This window comes from Paractinoplanes globisporus DSM 43857 (assembly GCF_000379645.1).
Taxonomy (GTDB): Bacteria; Actinomycetota; Actinomycetes; order Mycobacteriales; family Micromonosporaceae; genus Actinoplanes; species Actinoplanes globisporus.
The window spans coordinates 213,437-231,621 of the sequence record NZ_KB903295.1 but is presented as its reverse complement, the minus strand read 5'-3'; the positions used below and the strand labels follow the sequence as shown (position 1 = coordinate 231,621).

The 18,185-nt window shown below is 73.2% G+C and carries 18 protein-coding genes; 13 read left to right on the top strand and 5 right to left on the bottom strand.

What is annotated here, in order from left to right; genetic code table 11:
* Positions 1–21: 21 nt before the first annotated feature.
* Both A3CQ_RS0107885 and A3CQ_RS0107880 read left to right on the top strand, forming a co-directional pair.
* On the top strand, positions 22–1,122 hold the full coding sequence (locus A3CQ_RS0107885; protein WP_020510383.1) for a phytanoyl-CoA dioxygenase family protein: 1,101 nt from the start codon (positions 22–24) through the stop codon (positions 1,120–1,122).
* A gap of 301 nt (positions 1,123–1,423) precedes the next feature.
* Positions 1,424–2,017 carry a gamma carbonic anhydrase family protein gene (locus A3CQ_RS0107880; RefSeq protein WP_020510382.1) on the top strand — a complete coding sequence of 198 codons (594 nt, stop codon included), beginning with the start codon at positions 1,424–1,426 and terminating at the stop codon, positions 2,015–2,017.
* Between the two features lie 63 nt (positions 2,018–2,080).
* Here the strand turns inward: A3CQ_RS0107880 and A3CQ_RS0107875 are convergent, their stop codons facing one another.
* Entirely contained in the window at positions 2,081–3,181 is a 1,101-nt protein-coding gene (locus tag A3CQ_RS0107875; RefSeq protein WP_157295496.1) for an NHL repeat-containing protein, read from the bottom strand.
* 373 nt (positions 3,182–3,554) lie between these two features.
* On the opposite strand from A3CQ_RS0107875, the gene A3CQ_RS0107870 reads away from it, so the two are divergent.
* The 6 genes from A3CQ_RS0107870 (at position 3,555) to A3CQ_RS0107840 (ending at position 10,281) form a co-directional block, all read left to right on the top strand.
* Positions 3,555–4,331: an SDR family NAD(P)-dependent oxidoreductase gene (locus A3CQ_RS0107870; protein ID WP_020510380.1), complete on the top strand. Its 777-nt coding sequence runs from the start codon at positions 3,555–3,557 to the stop codon at positions 4,329–4,331.
* Positions 4,332–4,539: 208 nt separating this feature from the next.
* Positions 4,540–5,130 carry a PadR family transcriptional regulator gene (locus A3CQ_RS0107865; protein ID WP_020510379.1) on the top strand — a complete coding sequence of 197 codons (591 nt, stop codon included), beginning with the start codon at positions 4,540–4,542 and terminating at the stop codon, positions 5,128–5,130.
* On the top strand, positions 5,127–5,843 hold the full coding sequence (locus tag A3CQ_RS0107860; RefSeq protein ID WP_020510378.1) for an ABC transporter ATP-binding protein: 717 nt from the start codon (positions 5,127–5,129) through the stop codon (positions 5,841–5,843). Before A3CQ_RS0107865 ends, A3CQ_RS0107860 begins: the two co-directional genes overlap by 4 nt.
* Complete coding sequence (locus tag A3CQ_RS51930; RefSeq protein ID WP_020510377.1) at positions 5,840–8,245, top strand: FtsX-like permease family protein; 2,406 nt, start codon at positions 5,840–5,842, stop codon at positions 8,243–8,245. Before A3CQ_RS0107860 ends, A3CQ_RS51930 begins: the two co-directional genes overlap by 4 nt.
* 69 nt (positions 8,246–8,314) lie before the next feature.
* A complete protein-coding gene (locus A3CQ_RS0107850; protein WP_020510376.1) occupies positions 8,315–9,271 on the top strand; it encodes an undecaprenyl-diphosphate phosphatase in 957 nt (318 codons plus the stop codon).
* A gap of 59 nt (positions 9,272–9,330) precedes the next feature.
* Entirely contained in the window at positions 9,331–10,281 is a 951-nt protein-coding gene (locus A3CQ_RS0107840) for an alkaline phosphatase family protein (RefSeq protein WP_157295494.1), read from the top strand.
* Between the two features lie 16 nt (positions 10,282–10,297).
* Here A3CQ_RS0107840 and A3CQ_RS0107835 read toward each other — a convergent pair whose 3' ends face one another.
* Together A3CQ_RS0107835 and A3CQ_RS0107830 are read right to left on the bottom strand one after the other, a co-directional pair.
* Positions 10,298–11,830 (bottom strand): multicopper oxidase family protein, encoded by a 1,533-nt coding sequence (locus A3CQ_RS0107835; protein WP_026205436.1) that lies wholly within the window; start codon positions 11,828–11,830, stop codon positions 10,298–10,300.
* On the bottom strand, positions 11,827–12,207 hold the full coding sequence (locus tag A3CQ_RS0107830) for a hypothetical protein (protein WP_020510372.1): 381 nt from the start codon (positions 12,205–12,207) through the stop codon (positions 11,827–11,829). The genes A3CQ_RS0107835 and A3CQ_RS0107830 overlap by 4 nt, the downstream gene beginning before the upstream one ends.
* A gap of 68 nt (positions 12,208–12,275) precedes the next feature.
* Here A3CQ_RS0107830 and A3CQ_RS51925 point away from each other — a divergent pair, with 68 nt between their 5' ends.
* The 5 genes from A3CQ_RS51925 to A3CQ_RS0107805 all read left to right on the top strand — a co-directional run bounded on the left by A3CQ_RS51925 (position 12,276) and on the right by A3CQ_RS0107805 (position 16,398).
* A complete protein-coding gene (locus A3CQ_RS51925; RefSeq protein WP_020510371.1) occupies positions 12,276–12,710 on the top strand; it encodes a MarR family winged helix-turn-helix transcriptional regulator in 435 nt (144 codons plus the stop codon).
* Positions 12,711–12,818: 108 nt separating this feature from the next.
* On the top strand, positions 12,819–13,460 hold the full coding sequence (locus A3CQ_RS0107820) for a hypothetical protein (RefSeq protein WP_157295492.1): 642 nt from the start codon (positions 12,819–12,821) through the stop codon (positions 13,458–13,460).
* Positions 13,453–14,535, top strand: a complete 1,083-nt coding sequence (locus tag A3CQ_RS51920; protein ID WP_040431863.1) for a peptidoglycan-binding protein — start codon at positions 13,453–13,455, stop codon at positions 14,533–14,535. Before A3CQ_RS0107820 ends, A3CQ_RS51920 begins: the two co-directional genes overlap by 8 nt.
* Entirely contained in the window at positions 14,532–15,239 is a 708-nt protein-coding gene (locus tag A3CQ_RS0107810) for an ABC transporter ATP-binding protein (RefSeq protein WP_020510368.1), read from the top strand. The genes A3CQ_RS51920 and A3CQ_RS0107810 overlap by 4 nt, the downstream gene beginning before the upstream one ends.
* The gene (locus tag A3CQ_RS0107805) at positions 15,214–16,398 is read left to right on the top strand and encodes an ABC transporter permease (RefSeq protein ID WP_020510367.1); all 1,185 of its coding nucleotides are present in this window, start codon (positions 15,214–15,216) and stop codon (positions 16,396–16,398) included. Before A3CQ_RS0107810 ends, A3CQ_RS0107805 begins: the two co-directional genes overlap by 26 nt.
* On the opposite strand, the gene A3CQ_RS0107800 is transcribed toward A3CQ_RS0107805, so the two are convergent.
* Entirely contained in the window at positions 16,384–17,094 is a 711-nt protein-coding gene (locus tag A3CQ_RS0107800) for a polysaccharide deacetylase family protein (RefSeq protein WP_020510366.1), read from the bottom strand. The two genes, A3CQ_RS0107805 and A3CQ_RS0107800, sit on opposite strands and share 15 nt — an antisense overlap.
* Positions 17,091–18,149, bottom strand: a complete 1,059-nt coding sequence (locus A3CQ_RS51915; RefSeq protein ID WP_084698970.1) for an MGDG synthase family glycosyltransferase — start codon at positions 18,147–18,149, stop codon at positions 17,091–17,093. The genes A3CQ_RS0107800 and A3CQ_RS51915 overlap by 4 nt, the downstream gene beginning before the upstream one ends.
* Positions 18,150–18,185: the final 36 nt, after the last annotated feature.

The following is an 18,185-nucleotide window of genomic DNA, read 5'->3' as shown; positions in this document are numbered from 1 at the left end:
GCGGTGACCTAGCGTGACGGCATGACGACATGGTTCACCGCCGCGGATTGTGACCTCTCCGAGTTCCGGGCGGTCTGTGAGCAGAAGACGGAACTGGGCGACTATCCGCACGCGATCGATGTGGTCGACAACGTGCTCATCTATCCGGGGACGCTGGCGAACGATCGCGAGGTGCAGGCGGAGCTGGTGCGGGCCTTCCTCGACGGGCCTGGTGTGGCGGTGTTCGCCGGTGCCTTCGATGCGGAGGTGGTGGATGGGGCGACCGGGGTGTTCAACGATCTGATCGCCGCTCAAAGGGCGTCGGGAACGGTCGGAGGCGATCACTTCGCGAAGCCGGGAGCGAACGATCGGGTGTGGGGCGCGCTCGACAAGTTCGCGCTGCGTGACCCGGCCACGTTCGCCGGCTACTACGACAACGACACGCTGGCGCTGGTCTGTGAGGCGTGGCTGGGTACCGGGTACCAGGTGACGTCGCAGGTCAACGTGGTCAATCCGGGTGGGACGGCGCAGGTGGCGCACCGGGACTACCACCTCGGGTTCATGTCGCAGAAGCAGGCGCTGCGGTATCCGGCGCACATTCACGCGCTGTCGCCGATGCTGACGCTGCAGGGCGCGGTCGCGCACGTCGACATGCCGATCGAGACCGGTCCGACGCTCTATCTGCCTTACTCCCAGCGGTATCGGCCCGGGTACATCGCCTTCCACCGGCCGGAGTTCACGGCCTACTTCGACGAGCATCGCGTGCAGCTGCCGCTGGCCAAGGGCGATGCCGCGTTCTTCAACCCGGCTCTTTTCCACGGCGCCGGGACAAATAAGACCAATAGCGTACGGCGAATGGCAAACCTTTTGCAGGTTTCGTCGGCGTTCGGCCGGGCGATGGAGACGGTCGACCGGCCGGCGATGCTCCGTGCGCTCTATCCGGTGCTGCGCCATTTCGGCGGCAACGTGGAGAACGTGATCGCGGCCTCGGCCGAGGGGTATGCGTTTCCTACCAATCTCGACAAGCACCAGCCGATCGGAGGGCTTGCCCCGCGGACGCAGGCTGCGGTGGTGCGGGAGGCGCTCGAGGCGGGGTGGGATCAGGAGCGGTTCGAGCGGGCTCTCACCGAGGCGATCGACTGACTCTCGGCGCCGCGCCGCGCCGCGCCGCGCCGCGCCGCGCCGGGTCACGCCGGGTCGCGCCGGGTCGCGCCGGGTCGGGTCGCGCCGGGTCGGGTCGCGCCGGGTCGGGNCGGGTCGCGCCGGGTCGGGTCGCGCCGGGTCGGGTCGCGCCGGGTCGGGCGGGGCCGGGTTGCGCAGGCGACGATGAGCCGCTGGTGGGAGTGGGCGGCTGACAGCGGTTCGCGTGCAGCGGTTCGCGTGCCGAAGGCGACCCGCCGGGAAAGTCGATCGGTTGAGGGGCGCGATCGACTAAGAAGGACGGATGAGCCTGATCGAGCATCGCGGGGAACGGCCGGTGGTTCCGGAGTCGGCTTATGTCGCGCCGAGTGCCGTGCTGTGTGGGCGGGTGATTCTGGGGGAGCGCGCTCGCATTCTGCACGGCGCGGTACTGACCGCCGAGGACGGTGAGATCCGTACGGGCGCGGATGTCGTGGTGATGGAGCATGCGCTGGTCCGCGGGCGTGCGCGCAACCCGATCACGATCGGGGACGCGGTGCTGATCGGGCCGCACGCTCACGTGAACGGCGCGATCCTCGAGGACGGGGTCTTCGTGGCCACCGGCGCCTCGCTCTTCCCGGGGTCGGTGGCCGGGGCCGGGTCGGAGCTGCGGATCAACAGCGTGCTGCACGTCGGCTCGACGCTGCCGCCCGGGACGGTGGTCCCGATCGGGTGGATCGCGGCGGGGAATCCGGCCGAGCTGTTCTCGCCGGATCGGCATGAGGAATTGTGGGCGGTTCAGCGCGAACTCGATTTCCCGGGCACGGTTTACGGGGTCCCCCGCGGCACCCCGATGCGCGAGATCATGGCGCGGCAGACGGCCTTCTACGGCGCCCACCGCGACGACCGCCCGATTTAACAGCGCCGGATTCCGCGCCGACCCGGGTCTGTTCCGCGCCGACCCGGCAGGGTGGACGCCGGGTCAGAACGCGACGACGTTCGCGCCGGCGGTGGGCGGCAGGATCCGGGTGACGGTGTTGGCCGCCGGGTCGATGCGGGAGACGCCGCCGTCGACCACCCAGACGCTGCCGGGGCCGGCGATCAGGTTGAAGGCGGGATCGTCGGGGTCGGCCGCGGTGAATGGAATTCTCGCGCGGACCCGACCGGTCTCCCCGTCGATGCGGACGATCTCGGACGTCACCTCGTCGCCCACCCAGAGGTCGCCGAGCGCCACCACCGACGGCAGATCCTGCGAGATGTCCGACACGCGAACGGTCAGACCGTCGGTCAGGCGTACCACGTCGCCGCAGTTGCCGACCGCCCAGCCGCCGGCCAGCGACAACGCCAACTCGTCGTGCGGCAGCCGGGTCTCGCCGACCACCGCGCCCGTGTCGGGGTTCAGGCGGCGGACCGTCGGCGAGTTGACGCCGATGGCGGTCAGACCATTGCCGGCGTACGAGAGCTCGCCGACGTACTCCGGGAATGCCGCCTCGGCGAAAGCGTCCGGCCGGCCCGGGTCGATGCGGAGCAGGTGTTTCCCGGCGCCCAGCCAGAGCCAGCGCTCGGTCACCGCCGCCGCTCCCGGAGAGAAGCCGGCCGGCAGGGGGGTCTGCGTATACCGGCCGGTTGTGGATATCCGCCACAGCGTGCCGGGTTGCACTATCCACAGAAAGCCGTGTCCCCACAGAACCTGGTTGTCCACAAGCGGCTGGGCCGGCGGCACGTTGAGACGGCGAACCGCGCGGGCGGCAACCGGATCAATCAGCGCAAGGTCGCCCGTGTCATACCGATAGACCCACAACTTCCCGCCGCCCGGGACAAGCGCCGGCGTCAGCCGCGGCTCAGTGCCGGGCACGGAAACGCCACCGGTGACCTTTCCGGTGCTATCCAGGGACCGCACCGACCCGGCGCCGTCGGCGACCCAGAGCGCATCGGCCACCGCGGGCCGGCCCGACGAGGCTCCGCCGGAAACTGGCGCCACCTTGCCGCCGGGGCAGTCCGACTCCCGCGATGACAGACCACACCCGCCGAGCAGACCCGCCACTATGACCAGCGCCGTCGCCGGCCGAAGCCAAGCCCTCACGAGGGCAGCACGCTACACCCACCGGCGCCGACGCATCGTCCCGGGCCAATTCCACGATCGATTCTGCAACAAACCTGCAAATGGGACTCATTGACTGACGTATATCACAGTGGAAGACAGAACAACCGTCCCCGGAAACCGCCGGAAAATGAAAACCGTCCCGTCGGGCACTTCCGCACCGGCAAGATCTCCGGCTGACGCCGGACCGAGGGACGCCGGCTCCGGCGTCCCTCGCCGGCCTCGCGGGCCCCGCGCATCAGTCCCGCGAGGCCGGCGGGCCGGCCTTCGATCTCCCCAAGTCGTTCCCGCCGCGTCGGCCCTTGTGTGACCATGGCGATCACCTCCCGCCCGCGTCACACCAGGAAGGCCCGCCATGTCCCTGAACCGGCTCGCCGGCAAGATCGCGCTCATCACCGGCGTGGGCGGCGGGATGGGCGCGACCGCCGCCGCGCTCTTCGCCGCCGAGGGCGCCCGCGTCATCGGCTGCGACCTGGACAACGCGGCCGCGGCGGCGACCGAGAAGGCCGTACGCGATGCCGGCGGTGACATCCACGTGATGGGCGGCGTCGATCTCGGCGACGCCGCGCAGGCGAAAGAATGGGTGGACGCCGCGGTCGCGGTGCACGACGGCATCGACGTGCTCTACAACAACGCCTCCGCGCAGCGCTTCGGCGCCCTCGACGAGCTCACCGTCGAGCAGTGGGACTTCACCATGCGCAACGAGCTCAGCCTCGTCTACTACACCGTGCGGGCGGCCTGGCCCCACCTCAAGCGCCACGGCGGCGGCTCGATCGTCAACGTCGGCTCGATCGCGGCGATCCGCGGCGTCGAGTTCATGCCGCAGAACGCACACAGCACCGCGAAGGGCGGCGTCGTGGCGCTCACCCTGCAACTGGTCGTCGAGGGCGGCCCGCACGGAATCCGCGCCAACGTCATCAGCCCCGGCCTGATCGAGACGCCGAACACCGCCCCCATGCTTGCCGACCCGCCCGACCGCATGAAACGCGTGGTGCTCGACCGCATCCCGCTGGGCCGCCACGGCCGAGCCGAGGACGTGGTCAACGCCGCGATCTTCCTGGCCTCCGACGAATCCTCCTGGATAACCGGCGCCCACCTGGTGGTCGACGGCGGCGGCTCAGTCCTCGGCTGACACGCACCGGCCTGCGGGGCTGTTCCGGCGGGCCGTCGACGAGGGCTGGACCCGTCGACGAGCGAGGCGCGTGGCCGCCGCGGCGGTTCCTGGCGACGCGCTAACTGACCAACGCGGCGCTGGCGACGCGACTCTCATCTCGAAGGCCCTGGCCATCTCGCTATATACTCAGTATTATCCCCGACATGATACTTAGCGGGGTGACGTTGTGAGCGTGCGGCACGCGCTGTTGGCGCTGCTGGCCGAGGGGCCCAAGTATGGGCTTCAGCTGCGTGAGGAGTTCGTCGAGCGGACCGGTGAGGTGTGGCCGCTGAACGTCGGGCAGGTCTACACGACGCTGCAGCGCCTCGAGCGGGATGGGCTGGTCGAGTCGGACGACGCGGCCGATCCGGGGCCGCAGAAGGGGTTCCGGATCACCGAGGGTGGCGAGCAGGAGCTGACCGGCTGGCTGCGGACGCCGCCCGATCTGGCCGCGCCGCCGCGGGACGAGCTGGTCATCAAGATTCTGGTGGCGGCGCGGATGCCGGGCGTCGACGTGCACGACGTCATTCAGGTGCACCGGCGGTACCTCGTCGAGCTGATGCAGCGGTGGACGCGCCTCAAGGAGGACGAGGACGGCACCGACCTGAGCTTCGCCCTGGTGGTCGACGCCGAGCTGTTCCGGCTCGACTCGGTGATCCGGTGGCTGGACTCGGCCGACGGGAGGTTGCGCCGGGCGTCGGTGGAGCCGGCTCCCGCGCGGGCCACGAACACCGGGCCGCTGCCCAAGATGCGGCGCCGGGTCGGAGGGCGGCGATGAGCGTGCTCGAGATGCGTGACGTCTCCAAGACGTACGGACAGGGCCCGGCCGAGGTGGCCGCCCTGCGCGGGGTCGATCTCGCCGTCGACCCGGGCACGATGGTGGCGGTGATGGGCCCGAGCGGCTCCGGCAAGAGCACGCTGCTCACGATCGCCGGCAGCCTGGAGTCGCCGACCGCCGGCGAGGTGCTGGTGAGCGGCGCGCCGCTGGCCGGCATGAGCCGCGACGAGCTGGCCCGGCTGCGCCGCCGCTCGATCGGGTACGTGTTCCAGGACTTCAACCTGTTGCCCGGCCTCACCGCCGTGGAGAACGTGTCGCTGCCGCTCGAGCTGGACGGCCTGAGCGGGCGCCGGGCGCGGCAGCGCGGCCTCGAGGCCCTCGACCTGCTCGGCCTGGCCGACCGGGCCGGGCACTTCCCCGATCAGCTCTCCGGCGGCGAGCGCCAGCGGGTCGCGATCGCCCGGGCCGTGGTCGGCGACCGGCGGCTGCTGCTGGCCGACGAGCCCACCGGCGCGCTCGACTCGGTCACCGGCGAGGCGGTCATGCGGCTCATCCTCGCCGCGTGCAAGCGGGGCGTCGCCGCCGTGGTCGTCACCCACGACGCGCAGCTCGCCTCCTGGGCCGACCGCGTGGTGTTCCTGCGCGACGGCCGGGTCATCGACCACACCTCGCCGCCGCCCGGCCCCGAGTCCCTGCTGGAGGCCGAGCGATGAGTGCCCGGATCGCCGTGACCCGATGGTCGTGGCGCCTCTTCCGGCGTGAGTGGCGGAGCCAGGCGCTCGTGCTGGCGCTGCTGACGATCGCCGTCGCGGCCACCGTGTTCGGCCTCGGCTCGGCGGGCGCCGCGCTCCCGCCCGGCTCCGCCCAGTTCGGTGACGCCGACTACCTGATGACCTTCCGCGGCAGCACCCCGGCGCTGGGGACCTATCCGGCCACCGAGGTGATCAACCACCGGAAGATCCCCGTGCCGGGCTCGGCCAACCCGGTCGACCTGCGCGACCAGTCGCCGACGGGCGCCCTGGGCCGGTCGATGCTCCGGCTCGACGAGGGCCGCTACCCGGCCACGGCCGGCGAGATCGCGGTCAGCGCCCGCACCGCCGGCCTCTTCCACCTCGCCCTCGGCGCGACCTGGCACGAGGGCGCGAACACCTGGACCGTGGTCGGCCTGGTCGAGAACCCGGCCAACCTCCTCGACACCTTCGCCCTGGTCCCGCCCGGGCAGGTGGGCTCGCCCGACCGGGTCACCGTGCTGGTGCGGGCCACCGCCGCGCAGTTCGCCGCCGTGCACCGGCCGGACGGCGCCGAGGTCCAGCCCCGCGACTCCGCCGGCACCGACCCCGCCTTCATCGTGCTGATCCTGGCCACCGTCGGCCTGCTCTTCGTCGGCCTGCTCGCCGCGGCCGGATTCACCGTGCTCGCCCAGCGCCGCCTGCGCGCCCTCGGCATGCTCGCCGCGATCGGCGCCCGCCACCGCCACCTGCGCCTGGTCATGCTGGCCAACGGCGCCGTGGTCGGGGGAGTGGCCGCGCTGCTGGGCGGCGTCATCGGGCTGGGCGCGTGGCTGCTGTTCGTCCCGCGCCTCGAAACGATCGTGCAGCACCGCATCGACCGGTTCGGCCTGCCGTGGCTGCCGTTGCTGCTCGCGCTGGTGCTGGCCACGCTCACCGCGATCGCGGCCGCGTGGTGGCCGGCCCGCGCCGCCGCCCGCGTGCCGGTCGTGGCGGCCCTCGCCGCCCGGCCCCCGCAGCCCCGGCCCGCGCATCGGTTCGCCCTGCTCGGCGCCGTGCTGCTGGCCGCCGGGCTCACCCTGCTGGCCGTCAACAACCCGGACCGGCCGCTGATCGGCATCGGTGGCATCGTCGGCACCGCGGCCGGGGTGCTGCTGCTCGCCCCGCTCCTGATCGCCGCCCTGGCCCCGGTCGCCCGCGCCTGCCCGGTCGCGGCCCGCATCGCCCTGCGCGACCTGGCCCGCTACCGTGCCCGCTCCGGCGCCGCGCTCGCCGCGATCAGCATGGCCACCGGCATCGCCGCCGCGATCATCATCGGCGCCGGCGCGGCCCAGGCCGCATCCCCCTCCGGCGGGAATCTGCCCGACAACGAGCTGGTCGTCTGGCTCACCCCGAATGGGATCCAGGGCCCGATCCCGCAGCTGGACGCGGCTCAGACGGCCCGCGCCCGGTCCGCGGTCTCCCTGATCGCCGGGCTCGTCCAGGGCGGCACGCCGATCGGCCTGACCGGCGGGATCAGCCCGGACGCGAGGATCGAGTCCGCCGACGAGGCCGGGGTCAGCGGCAAGCCGGTGGTGACCTTCGCCATCCCGCACCGCGTCGGGGGTGACACCGAGTACCACGGGGACGAGATGATCCCGCTGCTGCTCGCCACCCCCGAGATCCTTCAGCGGTACGGAATTCCGGCCGGCTCGATCGACCCGGAGACCGACGTGCTCACCTCGCACCGCGACCTGTCCGGCTACCGGCTCATCGGCGCCGGGCGTGCGGCCGAGAACTGGCAACCCAAGGTGCAGTACGAGGCCGGGCTGCCGGCGTACTCGTCCGACCCCACGACCCTGATCACCGAGCACGGCCTGAAGGCGCTCGGCGTCTCCCCGGCACCGGTCGGCTGGCTGGTCACCGCGGCGAAGGAGCTCACACCGGCCCAGGTCGACAAGGCGGAGCAGACGGCGCGCGGGGCCGGCCTGGCCCTGTCCGTCGAGACCCGGCCGCTGGCCGCCGATCTCTCCCGGCTGCGCACCGGCGCGACCGCGATCGGGGCGGGCGTGGCGCTCGGCGTGCTCGCCATGACGGTCGGCCTGATCCGCAGCGAGGCCGGCCGCGACCTGCGCACCCTCGCCGCGAACGGCGCCGGCGCCGGCACCCGGCGGCGGCTCACCGCGGCGACCGCCCTGGCCCTGGCGCTGCTCGGCGCCGTGCTCGGCACGGCCGGCGCCTACGCCGCGCTGATCGCCTGGTACCACCAGAACCTGCACGCGCTCGCCGCCGTGCCCGTCGAGCACCTGACCGGCCTGATCGTCGGTCTGCCCCTGGTCGCCGCGGCGGCGTCCTGGCTGCTCGCCGGGCGGGAGCCGGCCGGAGTCGCCCGTTCCCCGCTCGACTAGAAGCCGCGGCTGGAGCCCGTGTGACACCTTCAGGAAAGGTTCAGGTGAGGGCTGGGAGGATCCGCCGCTATGGCTGCGTCACTGACCTATCCCGAAGCGATCGTCATCGGGCTGCTGCAGGGTGTCACCGAGTTGTTCCCGGTCTCGAGTCTCGGGCACAGCGTCCTGCTCCCCGCGGTGATCGGCGGCCGCTGGGCGCGCGACCTGAGCATGAGCGCCGACCAGTCGCCGTACCTCGCCTTCGTGGTGGCGGTCCACGTCGCGACGGCCGTCGCGCTGGTCTGGTTCTTCCGCTCCGACTGGGTACGCATCGTGCGCGGCCTGATCAGTTCGGTGCGGACCCGCTCGATCACGAACGCCGACGAGCGCCTGGCCTGGCTGCTGATCGTCGCGACGATCCCGGTCGGGCTGGTCGGGCTCGCCCTCGAGCACACCGTCCGGACGGCGCTGGGCCGCCCGTTGCCCGCCTCCGTGTTCCTGATCGTCAACGGCATCCTCCTGGCGTCGGTCGAGCGCCTGCGCAGCCGGCAGCGCAACGTCCCGGTGCTGGTGGGCGCCGACGGCACGTACGCGAGCTCGGCGGCGACCGGGTCCGGCGACGGCGTCTCGGCCGGCAACGGCGGGATCGAGTCGGATCACCGGATCGCGAACCAGAGCTGGCGACAGGCCCTTCTGATCGGTTCGGCGCAGATCCTGGCTCTGCTGCCGGGCATCAGCCGCTCGGGCTCCACGATCGGCGCCGGTCTGCTGCGCGGCCTGTCCCACGAGGACTCCGCCCGCTTCGCGTTCCTGCTGGCCACCCCGGTGATCGCGGCGGCGGGCGTGCTGAAGCTGCCCGAGCTGGCCGGGCCGGAGGGGCATGGCATCCTCGGCCCGGTGCTCGCCGGCAGCCTCGTGGCCGGCGTCGCCGCGTACGTGTCGCTGCGGTTTCTCACGAAGTATTTCGAGACGCGGACCCTCAACCCGTTCGCGATCTACTGCGTGATCGCCGGCGCCGCCGGTGTCGTCTGGAGCCTTGCCGGATAACGCGCGGAAACGGTCTCGTTCACCGTTTTCTCAGGGAGCCGCCGGTAATGTCCGCCTCCATGAGCACTCCACTGTCGCTGGTCATCTCCAGGGGTGTCGCCGCCGTTCTGGTGGCCGCGGCGATGACCGGCGGGGCGTGCGCGGGCGTACCGGAATCGGCACCGCAACCGTCCGTGAGCGTTTCCCCGCCGGCCAGGGACCCCGGGCGCAAGGTGATGATCATCGCCGAGGAGAACCACGGGTACGGCCAGATCATCGGCAGCTCGCACGCCCCGTTTCTCAACCGGCTCGCCGCCGATTACGGCACCGCGACGAACTACGACGCCGGCTATCCGGCGCATTGCCCGTCGCTGGCCGCCTACATTCTGCTCACCAGCGGCACCACCGACGGCATCTGCGACGACAAGGCGCCCAAGGCACACCCATTGACCAGCGACAATGTGTTTCAGCAGATCGGCGCGTCCGGCCGGCAGTGGCGGGGCTATGCCGAGTCGGCGCCGGGCACGTGCGTTCTCCAAGACCACAATCGCTATCTCGTACGCCATGTGCCCGCGACCTACTACCGGCCGGTGCGCGACGACTGCGGCCGCTGGGTGGTCCCGCTCGGCACCACCGGCGCCGGCGCCCTGCACGACGACGTCACCGCCGGGACCCTGCCCGCGTACGCCTTCGTCAGCCCCGACGCCTGCGACGACATGCACGGCGCCCCGGGCTGCCCGCGCGACCTGATCGCGGCCGGCGACGACTGGCTGCGCGGGTGGCTGTCCCAGATCATGGCCGGTCCCGACTACCGGGCCGGCCGCCTCACCGTGATCGTCACGTGGGACGAGGGCACGTCGCGGAGCAACCACATCGCGACCCTGGTGATCGCGCCGGCCGTCCGGCACGTCAGCACGAGCGAACCGCTGACCCACTGCTCGACGTTGCGGTTCACCGAGGAGCAGCTGGGCCTGCCGCTGCTGGGCTGCGCGGCCGGCGCCACCTCGCTCGGGCGGCCCTTCGGCCTCTGACGCCGAGCCCCCGGTCTCAGCGGACCGCGAAGACGCCCATCATGCCCATGTCCTCGTGCTCGAGGTTGTGGCAGTGGAAGACATACCGGCCGGGGTGGTCGGTGAACCGCACGAGAATGCTCGCCTGCTCGGCCGGGCGCAGGTCGATCGTGTCCTTGGGCCCGTGGTCGTAGGCGCCCGGGCCGGCGATGCCGCGCGACAGCACCCGGAACGAGGCCAGGTGCAGGTGGATCGGGTGATGGAAGTCGGAGCTGAGCCGCCAGATCTCGGTGTCGCCCAGCCGGGGCGCCGCCACCGCGCGACCCGGGTCGAACGGCTCCCCGTTTATCGTCCAGCCCGGCATCCCGTTCACCGTGCCGTGCCGGAACCGCAGGTCGCGGGTCACCGCCACCGGACCGGCCGGCGCCGGGGCCGCGGCCGGCCGGTCGGGTATCCGGCTCGGGTCCGGGCCGTCGGCGGGACGGACGCGGAACCGCATGACCGGGGTCGTGGTGCGGTCGCCGAACTCGTTGCGGAGGGTCACCACGTCGCCGGGGCGGAAGCGGCCGAAGTCGACGACCACGTCGAACCGCTGCGCCGGGGCGATCTCGATCGCGTCGTGCCGGATCGGCGACTCGAGCAGGCCGTTGTCGGCGCCGATCTGCACGAGCGGGGCGGGCGGGTCGAGGGCCAGGCGGTACCGGCGCGCGTTGGAGGCGTTGAGCAGCCGGAGCCGGTGACGCGCCGCCGGCACCTCCGTGATCGGCCACGGCACGCCGTTGACCAGGATCACGTCGCCGAGCACCCCCGAGCCGTACGGCTCCCGGACGCCGGGCGTGTGCAGCAGAGTCGGGTCGAGGCTGGGGTAGAGCAGCGACCCGTCGGCGTCGAAGGAACGGTCGGCGATCATGATCGGCAGGTCCCGGTCGCCCGACGGGAGCGCCAGGCTCGCCTCGGCGGGGTCGGTGATCAGGTGGAAGCCGGCGAGACCGCGCCAGACCGCCGGACCGGTGAAGTCCATCCGATGGTCGTGGTACCAGAGCGTGGCGGACGGCTGTGCCATCGGATAGGCGTAATCGCGGCTGCCGTGCGTCATGACGCCGTCCATCGGCTCGTGCGCGCCGGTCCAGCCGGCCGGGTAGAGCAGGTCGGTGGGGAAGCCGTCCTCGGTGGCCGGGGTGTGGCCGCCGTGCAGGTGCACCACCACCGGCACCGGCAGCTCGTTGCGGTGGGTCACGACCGTGCGCCGGCCGCGCACCGAGCGGATCGTCGGGCCGGGGAACTGTCCCTCGTAACCCCAGATCGGCGTGCGCACTCCGGGCAGGATCTCGGCCGTGGCCGCCCGCTGGGTCACCCGGTAGTGGTCGCCGGTCGCGTCGCTGCGCACCGGGGACAGCACCGGCGGCACCCGGAACGGCAGCGTGAACGGCTCGGGGAGGGCGCGGCGGCTGGGCAGCAGCTCACCGGTCGAGGAGGACCCCCGTACACCGGAAAGGATCTGAATCCCCGCCACCGAGGCCGCGCCGATCGCGGAGAGGCCGCCGAGCAGGCGGCGACGGCTCAGGCTCATGACGGCTCCCCCGCCGGGCGGTAGCGCCACGACCAGGCGGCGAGCAGCAGGCCGCCCAGGATGATCAGCACCCCGAGCGGGATGTGCAGCGCGAGGATCCGGAGGAAGCCGAGCGCGATCTGCGCCGCGATCAGCCCGAACAGCCCGAGAAACGCGAACAGGGGCCAGACCGGTCCGCGGCCGGGCCATCGGACCAGCGCGGCGGCGGCCCCGGCCACCAGCACCGCGATGCCGGCGAACGTCGCGTTCTCCCGGTGCGTGTGCAGGGCCGGGAAGGTGCCGGCGAGGAACTGGCCGGCGTAGACGGCCTGGTCGAAGAGCAGCAGGGCGGCCACGGATGCGGTGATCCGCAGCGGCCATCGGGTCCATCGGTGCACCCGGCCACCATATACTCTCATCCGAGAACATCTCAAACGAGAAGGTCTCGGTTGAGTAGAGTGGGGCCATGGCGGGGAACAACGCGGTCGGCGTCGAGATCGGTCAGCTGCTGGCGGGCGCGCACAAGCGGGCGGCGCGCGCCTTCGCCCGGTCGCTCGAGCCGCTGGGCATCGACGGCCGCCTGTTCGGCGTGCTCAACACCCTCGGCCGGCTCGGCCCGGCGACCCAGGCCCGGCTCGTCGCCGAGCTCGACGGCGACAAGTCGACCATGATGCGCACGGTCGACGAGCTGGAGGCGATGGGCCTGGCCGTGCGGCAGGCCGTCCCCGGCGACCGGCGGGCGCGGGCCGTCGCGCTCACCGACGAGGGCCGGGCCCGGCTCGCGTCCGCCCGGGTGACGGCCGACCGGGTCGCCGGCGAGCTCTTCGACGGCCTGCCCGCCGCCGACCTCACCGCGCTGCGCGACCTGCTGAGGGCCTTCGTCCGCGGCCTGCCGGACTGACACAGGCGCTAGGTGACATCCGTCCTACATGGCGCGTAGCGGTGGTGTCACCGCCCACCCGATACACCTGTCGGCGTCCGATGAAGACGCGAGATCGGGGGTTTCGTGGTGAAACGGTTCCGCGCGGCCGGTGCGGCCGCGATCGTGCTGCTGAGTATGGGTGCCTGCAGCTCCCATCCGTCCACGCCGAGTGTGCCGCGGCTGGCGAACAGCGGCGCCGGCGCCAGTGCCGGCGCCGGGGCGCAGCGGGAGGACGACAATCCGAACGCCGTGGCCGGTGACGCCGGCGCCGGGCGGCGAGCCAAGCTGCACGACGCCGCGCAGTGCATCCGGGAGCACGGCGCGCCGAACTACCAGGATCCGGTGCTGACCCCGGACGGCTACGTCTACACCGACGACGTCTCCCTGCGCAGCCTCGACGGACCGCAGCTGGACGCGGCCACGAACGCCTGCCAGGCCCTCATCCACGCCGCGAACTTCGCGATCCGGGACCAGGGGCCGCCGCCGCCCACACTGATCCAGCTGGGCGTCAAGTCGGCCCAGTGCATGCGCGCGCACGGCCTGCCCAACTACAAGGACCCGACCGTCAACAGCCACTTCTCGCCGGGCAAGGGATTCAGCCTCGACCCCGAGGCCCTGCCGCCGGGCGGCAAACAGAATCCGATCCTGCAGCGGGCCGCCGAGGCCTGCCGGTCGTTCCTGGACGCCGAGGCCGCGCAGTCGAGCCTGGGGAACCTCGGCCATGCGTAGACGAACCGTGCTGAGCAGCGCCGCCGCCGTGGTGGCCGTGGGCGCCGGCGCCGGCTGGTGGATCCAGAGCGCCCCGAAGCCGACCCCGGCCGCGACCCGCGTGCCGACCGGCAGCGCGACCGTCACCCGCACCGACCTGTCCACGACGACCGTCATCTCCGGGGCGCTCGGCTACACCGGCACGTACCGGGTGTACTGCCAGAACGCCGGCACGGTGACCTGGCTGCCGCGGCCGGGCCAGGTGATCGCCCGGGGCCAGGCCGTCTTCGCCGTCGACAACCGGCCGGTCCGGCTCCTCTACGGCGACCGGCCGGCCTGGCGGGCGCTCGCGGCCGGCGTGACCTCCGGTCCGGACGTACGCGCGCTGGAGAGCAACCTCGTCGCCCTGGGGTACGCGACCACCGCCGGCCTGACCGTCGACGGGCGCTTCACCCACGCGACCGCGGCCGCCCTGCGGCGCTGGCAGCACGCCACCCACCAGCCGGTCACCGGCCGCCTCGACCTGGGCGCGGTCACGTTCCAGCCGGGGCGGATGCGGGTCACCACGCTCGGCGCCCAGGTCGGCGGCCCGGTCGGCGGCTCGGGCGAGGCGTTGCTGACCGGCACCTCGACGACCGTCGCGGTGAACCTCGCCGTACCGGTCACCGACTCGCACGTCATCCACCCGGGTGACGCGGTCACGGTGACCCTCCCGGCCGGGCAGACCGTGCCCGGCCGGGTGACCCAGCTGTCCACCGTGGCGACCGCGCCCAATCCAGACCAGGCGGGCCGCGGCGGCCCCGACCAGCTGCCGACGATCGGGGCCACCGTCACGCTCGCCCACCAGGTCGCCGGGGCCGACCTCGACCAGGCGCCGGTCGAGGTCCACGTGACCGACGCCTCGGTCAAGGACGTCCTCGCCGTGCCGATCACCGCCCTGGTCGCGCTGGCCGGCGGCGGGTACGGCCTGTACCTGCTCGACGGCGACGCCCGGCGGCTCGTCGGCGTCACCGCGGGCCTGTTCTCCGGAACGCTGGTCGAGGTCAAGGGCGACGGCCTGCGCGAGGGCGCGAAGGTGGAGGTGCCGGTCTCATGACCCACGCGCTCGAGCTCTCCGCGGTGCGCAAGGAGTACCCGCCACCGACCGCGGTGACCGCGCTGGACGGCATCGACCTCGTCGTCGACGCCGGCGAGACGGTGGCCATCGTCGGCGCGTCCGGGGCCGGCAAGTCCACGCTGCTGAGCATCCTCGGCACGCTGGAACGGCCGACCAGCGGCTCGGTGCGCATCGCCGGGACCGACACGTCGGCGCTGTCCGACCCGCAGCTGTCCGAGGTCCGCGCCACCCGCCTCGGCTTCGTCTTCCAGCAGTTCTTCCTGCTCGAGCACCTGACCGTCCTGGACAACGTCGCGACCGGCCTGCTGTATCGGGGGGTGCCGGGCCGGGTCCGGCGCCAACGGGCCGCCGAGGTGCTGTGCGAGGTGGGCCTGGAGGGCCGGATCCGGCACCGGGCCGGGCAGCTCTCCGGCGGGGAGCGGCAGCGGGTCGCCATCGCCCGCGCGATCGTCGGCCGCCCCGCGGTGCTGCTGGCCGACGAGCCCACCGGCAACCTCGACTCGGCCACCGGCGCCGGCATCGCCGAGCTGCTGTCCAGCCGGGCCGGCGACGGCACGACGGTCGTGCTGATCACCCACAACGCCGACGTGGCCGCGTCGATGCGCCGGCAGGTCCATCTGCGCGACGGCCGGATCGTCGCCGACTCGAGGGGGCAGCATGCCGTCGCGGCTCCGTCTTCCTGACGCGATCGGCGTGGCCACGGGCGGCCTGCGGGCCCGTCGCATCCGGGCCGCGCTCTCCGCGCTCGGCATCGCCATCGCCGTGGCCGCGGTGGTCGCGGTGCTGGGCATCGCCGATTCGGCCAAGGCCGATCTGCTGACCCAGCTCGGCGAGCAGGGCAATCTGCTCACGGTGGCGTCGGCCGAATCCATCAATGGCCGTACGGTGAACCTGCCGGACACGGCCGAGCCGATGATCGCGCGGATCCCGCCCGTCCAGACCGTCACCGCGGTCGGCTCGGTCGACAACGTGACCGTGCGGCGGAGCCGGGCGATCCCGGCCGAGCAGAGCGGCGGCATGAACGTGCTGGCCGCCCAGGGCTCGCTGCTGCCGACCATGTCGGCGCACCTGCTGCTGGGCCGCTACCTCGACGCGGCCGCCGAGCACTATCCGGTGACGGTCCTCGGCTACGAGGCCGCGAAGATCCTCGGCATCGGCTCGCTGGACACCCCGACGCAGATCCTGCTGGGCGACCACTACTTCACGGTCACCGGCGTGCTCGCGCCGGTCACGGTGGCGCCGGAGGTCGACGTCGCGGCGCTGATCAGCTTCGGTCAGGCCCAGCAGGTCTTCGGCCGGGCGGCCGGGCCGAGCCGCATCTACCTGCGGGCCGACCCCGACCAGGTGGCCGACGTGGCCGCCGTGCTCACCGCCACGACCGTGCCGGACGGCAAGGACGACGTCCAGGTACGCCGGCCGTCCGACCTGCTGGTGGCCCGGATCGCGGCCAAGGGCGCGTTCGTCGGCCTGTTCCTCGGGCTGGGCGGGATCGCGCTGCTCATCGCCGGGGTGGGCATCGCCAACATCATGGTGATCTCGGTGCTGGAACGCCGGGGCGAGATCGGCCTGCGGCGCGCGCTGGGCGCCCGGCGGCGGCACGTCGCCGCCCAGTTCCTGCTCGAGTCGACGCTGCTGGCCGCGGCCGGCGGCGTGCTCGGGATCGGGCTGGGGGTGCTGGCGACGGCGGTCGCCGCGCGGCTGGGCGGCAACCCGGTCTCCGTGCCGCCGACGGCGCTGGCGGCGGGACTGGGCGCGGCGCTGCTGGTCGGCGCGCTCGCCGGCCTGTACCCGGCGGGACGGGCCGCCCGGTTGTCGCCGGTGGAGGCGCTACGCAGCCTCTGACAGGCCGTGCTCGGCGAGGGGGCCGACGGCCAGCCCCCTCGCCCGGCACGTGGTCAGGATCGCGGGCAGCGCGCCCAGCATGGACAGCCAGCACTTGGGTACGGCGGCGTGGTCGCTGTCGTGCAGCAGGATCGTGCCGCCGCCGTCCAGTTTGCGCAGGACGGCGCGGTACACCGAATCGGGCGTGCAGGTGGCGGTCCAGTCGCGGCCCCAGCAGGTCCACAGCACCGGCCGCAGCCCGAGCCGGCGGGCCTCGAGCAGGGCGGCGGCGTTGGCCACCCCGTACGGCGGCCGCCACCAGCGCGGCTGCGCGCCGGTCGTCGCGGTGATGGCGGCGGTGGCCCGGCTGAGGTCGAACCGGGTCGCGGCCGGGCCCTGCTTGAGCAGCAGCCGGTGCTCGTAACCGTGGACGCCGACCTCGTGCCCGGCGTCCACGATCGCCCGGGCGACGCCGGGATGCTCCTCGGCCATTCGGCCGAGCAGGAAGAACGTAGCCCGCACGCCGGCCCGGCCGAGCAGGTCCAGCAGCTCGGGGGTGGCGTCCGGGTGCGGGCCGTCGTCGAAGGTCAGCGCGACGTGCCGGGGGTGGCCGAGGCCGGCCAGCCCGGGCAGCAGCCGGCGGCGCAGCGGGCCGACGGCGGCGACCGCCGGGAAAGGGTGGGCGAGCGAGGCGACGGTCGTGCCGAGGAGGCTCATCGGGTCACCGATTTCATGATCAGGTCGGTGGCGTCCGGCGCGGCGACCCGCGGCGCGACCGTGGCCCGCAGCGCGGCGCGCAGGGCCGGGCCCAGTTCGGCCGCCGAGCGCGGCCAGGTCGCGAGGCCGAGCCGCTCGAGCACCGCCGCGTTGGCGACGCCGTGCCCGGGCAGGCAGCGGTAGCTGATCAGGGGTACGCCGCTGGCGAGAGTCTCCACGCTGGTCAGGCCGCCCGCGTTCTGCACCACGACGTCGACGGCGTGCAGCATCGACGGCATGTCGTCCACCCAGCCGAGGGCGATCACCTTGCCGGTCGCGGCGAGGCGCTCGCGCAGGGCGGTGTTGCGGCCGCAGACGACCACGGGGATCGCGGCCGAGGTGGCGATGAGGTCGTGCACGGTGGCGTCGATGTCGCCGACGCCCCAGGAGCCGGCGACCACCAGCACCAGGCGGTCGTCCGGGGGGAGGCCGACGCGCTGCCGGGCGGCCAGGACGTCGGCGGGGCCGCGGCGCGGGCGGAAGGCCGGGTCGACCAGCGGTTCGCTGGTGAGCGCGGGCAGGCCGAAGCGGTCCCGGATCACGCCGGTGGCCTCCTCGTTCGGGGCCAGGTGCAGGTCGATGCCGGGCGCGACGCAGAGCGGGTGGACGGCCGGGTCGGTCAGCACGGCGACGGCCGGCACGGTCAGCAGGCCGGCCAGCCGGAGCCGGCCGAGGACCTGGGTGGCGAGCGGGTACGTGGAGACGGCGGCGGCCGGGGACGGCCCGGTGGCTTCCCGCAGGCGGCGCTGGGCGGCCTTGGTGGCCAGCCAGGCCGCGGACCGGGTCGCGGGCGGCCGGGCCATCGCGTCCAGCAGCCAGCCCCAGCTGGCCGGCGCGTACGTCAGCTGCCGGGCGTACGCCTGCTTGATGGTTTGTCCCCACCCGGCGGGGAGCAGATCGAGGTAATCGGCGCGCCGGACGGCGACGCCGGCCGTCTCCAGGCGCCGCGCGATCTCCGCGGCGCAACCATCGTGACCGGCGCCGATGCTCGCCGAGACAATCAATACGCTCTCCATGGACTCCAGAGAGTGGATTTCGCAGGCTGAGGAATC